The organism is Streptomyces ruber (assembly GCF_014648075.1).
Lineage (GTDB): Bacteria > Actinomycetota > Actinomycetes > Streptomycetales > Streptomycetaceae > Streptomyces > Streptomyces ruber.
The window spans coordinates 843454-849635 of record NZ_BMQK01000002.1 but is presented as its reverse complement, the minus strand read 5'-3'; the positions used below and the strand labels follow the sequence as shown (position 1 = coordinate 849635).

Annotated in this window: 3 protein-coding genes, 1 tRNA gene and 2 pseudogenes; 2 read left to right on the top strand and 4 right to left on the bottom strand. The window is 70.1% G+C overall.

Annotated features, from left to right (window positions below):
* Nucleotides 1–261: 261 nt before the first annotated feature.
* Entirely contained in the window at nucleotides 262–1221 is a 960-nt protein-coding gene (locus IEZ04_RS08210; RefSeq protein ID WP_189216012.1) for an IS481 family transposase, read from the top strand.
* Here the strand turns inward: IEZ04_RS08210 and IEZ04_RS08205 are convergent.
* Nucleotides 1216–1855, bottom strand: a pseudogene (locus IEZ04_RS08205) (IS5 family transposase); the annotation flags it as partial. The gene IEZ04_RS08210 and the pseudogene IEZ04_RS08205 sit on opposite strands and share 6 nt — an antisense overlap.
* A 110-nt stretch (nucleotides 1856–1965) precedes the next feature.
* On the opposite strand from IEZ04_RS08205, the gene IEZ04_RS08200 reads away from it, so the two are divergent.
* A protein-coding gene (locus IEZ04_RS08200) for an IS5 family transposase (RefSeq protein WP_229820898.1) occupies nucleotides 1966–2762 on the top strand; the annotation gives its coding sequence in 2 pieces (ribosomal slippage) (nucleotides 1966–2301 and nucleotides 2304–2762; 795 coding nt in all).
* A 469-nt stretch (nucleotides 2763–3231) separates the two neighbouring features.
* On the opposite strand, the gene IEZ04_RS08195 is transcribed toward IEZ04_RS08200, so the two are convergent.
* From IEZ04_RS08195 to IEZ04_RS08185, 3 genes and pseudogenes are all read right to left on the bottom strand, one after another.
* Nucleotides 3232–3316 (bottom strand) — tRNA-Leu (locus IEZ04_RS08195).
* A 191-nt stretch (nucleotides 3317–3507) separates the two neighbouring features.
* Complete coding sequence (locus IEZ04_RS08190) at nucleotides 3508–5058, bottom strand: aldehyde dehydrogenase family protein (protein WP_189216010.1); 1551 nt, start codon at nucleotides 5056–5058, stop codon at nucleotides 3508–3510.
* Nucleotides 5059–5355: 297 nt separating this feature from the next.
* Nucleotides 5356–6157, bottom strand: a pseudogene (locus IEZ04_RS08185) (hypothetical protein); the annotation flags it as partial.
* Between the last annotated feature and the right edge of the window lie 25 nt (nucleotides 6158–6182).

The window sequence follows — 6182 nt, the reverse complement described above, 5'->3', positions numbered from 1 at the left end:
CAGCACGTCCCACTACGCCAACCGCGACTACGGCGAACAGCACCGCGTCATGCACCGCATCACCCTCCGCGGGGACACCCCCGTGGGCCCCGTGCCGACCGCCCGCTGACGCAGCGCACCCGCATGCCGGGGGCTCGCCGCCTGCGAGCCCCTAGGTGTGCTGTTCGGGCACGTTGGTGACGGCATGCGGTCTTGCATGGGTGAGGGCCTTCTGGATTCGGTGGGGATTGCGACATCTACCGCCGGTCCGAGGAGGCCCTCATGTGCCACGGTAACGCCCCGCTGACGCCGACCGGGAGGCTGCGTCTGGCCTGGTGCGTGGTCGAGGACGGCCGGCCGCTGCGCCGGGCGGCCGAGCGGTTCCAGGTCAGCCACACCACCGCCAAGCGATGGGCCGACCGCTACCGGCTGCAGGGCTGGGCCGGCATGTACGACCGCTCCAGCCGTCCCCATCACTCACCGCGCAAGACCGCCACCGCGGTCGAGGAGCAGGTAGTACGTATGCGGCAGGAGCACCGTATCGGGCCGCTCAGGCTGGCCGTCCGCACCGGGGTGGCCCCCTCCACCGCCCACCGCATCCTGCGTGAGCACGGTCTGCCGCCCCTTGCGGCGCTGGACCGAGCCACCGGCCGGCCCGTGCGCCGTTACGAGCGCACCCGCCCCGGCGAACTGGTCCACATCGATGTCAAGAAACTCGGGCGCATCCCTGACGGCGGCGGTCACAGAATGCGGGGCAGGGCCGCCGGCCAGGCCAACCGCAAGCGGTCCACGGCCGGCTACGCCTACCTGCACACCGCCCTGGACGATCACTCCCGGCTCGCCTACACCGAGGACCTCGCCGACGAGACCGCCCCGACCTGCGCCGCCTTCCTGAAGCGGGCGGCCGCCTGGTTCGCCGCCCGCGGCATCGTCATCGAGCGCGTGCTGACGGACAACGCCTGGGCCTACTCCAAGAACACCTGGCGCCAGACCTGCCGCCAGCTGGGCATCAGCCCCCGCTGGACGAGGCCCTGGCGGCCGCAGACCAACGGCAAGGTCGAACGTTTCCACCGCACCCTGCTGGAGGAATGGGCCTACCACCAGCCCTACACGTCAGACACCGAACGGCAGGCAGCGTTCCCCGCCTGGCTGGACTGGTACAACTACCACCGACCCCACACCGGAATCAGCGGCCGAACCCCAGCCAGCCGCGTCACCAACCTGTCCAAGCAGCACACCTAGTCGCTCGCTGGACTCGATCCCCTTGCGGGCGATGCGTACGCCGATGTGCTTTCCCCAGAGCCATCTGCGCAGGTGGGGGACGTCGTACGCCTTGTCCGCGTGGAGCCGTTGGGGTTTGAAGTACCGGCCGCGGTAGGGGTCGTGTTGCGTGCGGTGGCCCTCGACCATGGGCTTCAGCCCTTCGCTGTCGTGGACGTTGGCGGCCGAGATGCCGACGAGGAGGGGCAGTCCGTTCGCGTCCGACAGGATGTGCGTCTTGGAACCCGGCTTGCGCCGGTCCACGGGGCTCGTACCTGTGTGTTCGCCCCTTTTTTAGCGCGGACGTGGGCGGTGTCGAGCACGACGCGGGTGACGTCGACGAGTCCGGCGTGTCGTCGAGCCGGTGCAGCACAGCCTGGTGCAGGCGGCCCCAGACACCGGCTCTGGACCAGATCAGAAAGCGGCGGTGCGCGGTCGACTTCGAGATGCCGAAGCACGGCGGCAAGGCCCGCCAGGCGCAGCCGCTGACCAGCACGTAGATGATCGCCGCGAACAGCGTCTCATCAGGCGTGTCCGGTGTTCCGCCGCCCTGCGGACGCACCCTCGACGGTGGGAGCAGCGGCTTTGCGATCTCCCAGAGTCCGTCCGGAACGATCCAACTCCAAGTTCCCCGCCCCGTACCTGAGTCTACGTTCGCCTCACCACGTAGGACACCGTCTAAGAGATCATCTCATTTGGTTTCGGCGGTAGCCTGAGGGTGTGCTGTTGGTTGAGCGTCTGGTCCCGGACGGTTTGCGGGAGCTGTTCCAGCGGGTGGTGCCGGAGGCGCCGTCACGTCCGCAGGGTGGCGGCCGGCGCCGGTACGGCGACCGTGAGGTGCTGACCGCGATCATCTTCGTGGCGACGACGGGCTGTACGTGGTCGCAGGTCCCGCCGGTGTTCGGGCCGTCCGGTGCGACGGCCGATCGCCGGTTCACGGAGTGGTCGAAGGCGCGGGTGTGGGCGAAGCTGCACCGGCTGGTGCTGGACGAGCTCGGCTCGCGGGGCGAGCGGGACTGGTCGCGGTGCGCGATCGACTCGGTGAACCTGCGGGCCCTGAAAGGGGGGACCTGACGGGTCCGCATCCTGTGGATCGGGGCAAGAAAGGGTCGAAGATCCACCTGATCACCGAGCGGACCGGGCTGCCTCTGTCCGTCGGGATCTCCGCTGCCAACCTGAACGACAGCCAGGCCCTGGAGCCGCTCGTGCGCGGCATCCCGCCCGTCCGCTCCCGCCGCGGCCCGCGCCGGCGCAAGCCCGCCAAGCTCCACGGCGACAAGGGGTACGACTACGCTCATCTGCGGAAATGGCTCCGCGAGCGCGGCATCCGGCACCGCCTCGCCCGCAAGGGCGTCGAGTCTTCCAAGCGGCTGGGCCGTCACCGCTGGACCATCGAGCGGACCATGGCCTGGCTCGCCGGCTGCCGTCGCCTGCACCGCCGCTACGAGCGCAAGGCGGAGCACTTCCTGGCCTTCGCCAGCATCGCCTGCACCCTCATCTGCTACCGCCGACTCACCAATTGAGATGACCTCTAAGTCCACCACCGCCCCGGCTACCGCTGTCGCCACGGCCACACCAGCGCCACCCGGTCCAAGCCCGGCCGCACCCCCAACACCTACCTGCGCGAGGACCACGTCCTGCCGCACCTGCCGACCCTGCTCCTCCGGCTCACCCACCGCCTCACAGGGCCAGGACCCGACGCGCCAGCCGCCCTCAGCACGAGTACGGGACCGCCTACACCAACCGAGGCCATCGCCCACCTCCGCATCAAGGCGATCTCCCTGACCTACGACCCGGCAACCAGAACCCTGACCGCCAGCACCCCCCAAGAAGAGAGGATCAGTATCGGCTGACCAGAGTCCCACCGACCCTCACCGATGAAGGGAGAAGCCACAGGCGGACACCGAAACGACGAACACCCGCCCCGGCCAGGAGCCGGAAGCGGGTGCCTATTCCACCTGCCCGAAAATCGAGCACCATGGGGGAACTGTGTGTCCGAGGGGGGACTTGAACCCCCACGCCCGATAAAGGGCACTAGCACCTCAAGCTAGCGCGTCTGCCATTCCGCCACCCGGACCAGGTGTCTGTCGCCCTGCCGGGGGCTTCCCGGCGGCGACATGGACAACCATACCAAGGTTTCGCAGTGCGTTTCACCTGCGTATCCATGCCGTGGAGGGCCCGCGGGCGCCGGACGCGCGCTCTCACGGTGGGTGCGCGTCCGGTAGTCCTCGGTGAGGGGTCCGGTCGGCCGGGGTGGCCGGGGGCGGGTCACGGCATCAGCTGGTACTCCGGGAAGTTCCCCGGCAGCCGCTCCCCCGTCCGGCCCTGGGTGACCGCGCGGACGAGGAGTTCGCCGCCGACGAAGGCGCCGCGCCAGGAGGCGCCGAAGCCGCCGAACAGTTCCTCGCGGTCACCGCGGGAGCGTGGCCTGTTGTGGCCGGTCTTGAAGGCGCGGATCTGGGGGGCGAGGCGGTCGTACGTCGCCCTGTCGTCCGTGGAGAGGGTGGCGACCAGGGCGCCGTTGGAGGCGTTCATGGCGGCCAGCAGCTCCGCCTCCGTGTCGACCAGGACGATCGTGTCGACCGGGCCGAACGGTTCGGCGTGGTGGAGGGGCGAGGAGGGAGGCGGGTTGAGGAGGGTCACCGGGTGGACGTACGCCGACGTGTCCTGGCCGGGGAGGAAGCGGGCGTCGGCCTGGTCGCCCCGGTGGAGCGGGATCGCGCCGCGGTCGACGGCCTCGGCCACCTGGTCGGTCAGCTCCTTGGCCTTGGCCGCGTTGATGACCGGGCCGAAGTCCAGGTGGGGGTAGGGGGCGTCCGGGTGGTCCACGGCGAGCGGGTGGCCGATCCTCAGGGTGCGTACCGCGGGGAGGTACGCCGCCAGGAACTCGTCGAACAGGGTGCGCTGGACCACGAAGCGCGGGTATGCGGTGCAGCGCTGCTTGCCGTAGTCGAAGAGTTTGGGGATGACCTCTGTGAGTGCGTGCCAATCCGTGTAGTTCCAGATGCCCCAGGTGTTCAGGCCCTCCTGTTCGAGGATGTGGCGTTTGCCGAGGTCGGCCACGGCCGTGGCCACCGCGGCGCCGGTGTCGCGGCCGCCGACGAAGGAGACGCAGCCGATCTCGGGGGCACGGACCAGAGCCTCGGAGAGTTCGCCGCCGCTGCCGCTGACCAGGGTGACCGGTATGCCTTCGCGTGCGGCGAGGGCGCAGGCCAGGGTGAGGCAGGCGACGCCGCCGTCGGTCGGGGTCTTGGCGATGACCGCGTTGCCCGCCAGGGCCTGTACGAGCATCGCGTGGACGAGCACGCTCATCGGGTAGTTCCAGCTCGCGATGTTGGAGACCGGGCCGTCGAGCGGAGTACGGCCTTTCATCATGGTGTCGATGCCGTCCACGTACCAGCGCACGCCGTCGATGGCACGGTCCACGTCGGCCTGGGCGAGGCGCCATGGTTTGCCGATCTCCCAGACGAGGAGCAGGGCGAGGAGTTCCCTGTGCTGGGTCAGGGCCTCGAGGGTGGCAGCGACGCGGGCGCGGCGTTCGGGGAGGGGAATGTGGCGCCAGGCGCGGTGCTGGTCGAGTGAGGCGCGTACGGCCTGGTGAGCGGTGGTGCCGTCGAGGCGGGGCGGGCCGGCGACGGGGCTGCCGTCGACGGGGGTGGTCGCGGGCAGGGCCCGGCCGTCCGCCTGCCAGGCGGCGTTCCAGAGGTTGAGGACGCGGTCGTCCCGGAATGCCTCGGGGGCGACGGCCAGGCAGCGCTGCCAGGCGTCCGACCAGGAGGTGCCGGCCTTGAGGGTGAGGGGTGACGCCGTTGATGCCATTCGGTTGCTCCGCTCTCGGTGCACAGTCGGGGGCGGGTCGTGCGTGGACAGGGTTCCCGAGGGGGCTCTGATCGACGGACGGCGCCTATCGGTTCGGCTCTGCTCGGGCGTGTCGTGCGTGTCGTGCGTGTCGTGCGTGTGTATCGGCCGCACGCCGTCCTTGATCAGGGTCGGGTCGGGTTCGGGTTCGGGTACGGGCATGGCTCGCCTCGCGTACCGGTGACGCGCGGATGGGTACGCGAGGCTTGGTAACCACGACCGTAGTGATCCGGGATGGCAACGGAAAGTCATCTTTCGTCAACTATGAGCGACATCCGGCTTGTTTCCGGCATGCTCGGGTTCCGCTTCCAGCCGGGCCACGACGAGTCGTGCTGTTTCGGCGGGGATGCCGCCGACGGGCACTCCGGCCACCTCCAAGGCCTCCCTCATGGCCTGTGCCGTACCGGAGGAGCGCGCGGCGATATGCGCCCGCAGGCCCCGTCGTCCTGCCCTCGGGGTCGCCGTGAAGCCCGCGACGTAGCCGGTCGGCCGACGCGGTGACGTGCTCGCGGACGTATGTCGCCGCGCGCTCCTCCGCGTCGCCGCCGATCTCGCCGATTTCGCCGATTTCGCCGATCTCGCCGATCATGAGTTGATGCCGGTGTCCGGGTCCTGTTCGAACACGGCCAGGCAGTCGATGCGGGTGGTGCCGACGACCGGGTCGCCGCCGATGCCGATGCACGTGGAGAAGCCGATGTCGCGCAGTTCGTGCGTGAGCTGGTAGGTGAGTGCGCCGGACTGGGATACCTGGGATACCGGGCCGATGCGGCCCGGCTCAGTGATGTCGGCCGGGATGATGCCCGCGCTGGACCGGCCGGGTGCTGGTCAGCTTGGGGCAGTTGGGGCAGTTGGGGCAGTTGGGGCAGTTGGGGCAGTTGGGGCCGATGATGCGGGTGCCGCGTGTCGCGGCGTGCGCGGTGAAGGCCACCGTGTCGTGGACCGGGACGCCCTCGGTGATGACGACGGCGAGGCCGATGCCGGCGTCGGCGGCCTCGACGACCGCCGCCCCGGCGAAGGCGGGCGGCACGAAGACCACGGTGACGTCCGCGCCCATGTCTCGGCCCCTTGCGCCGCGTGGGCAAGGA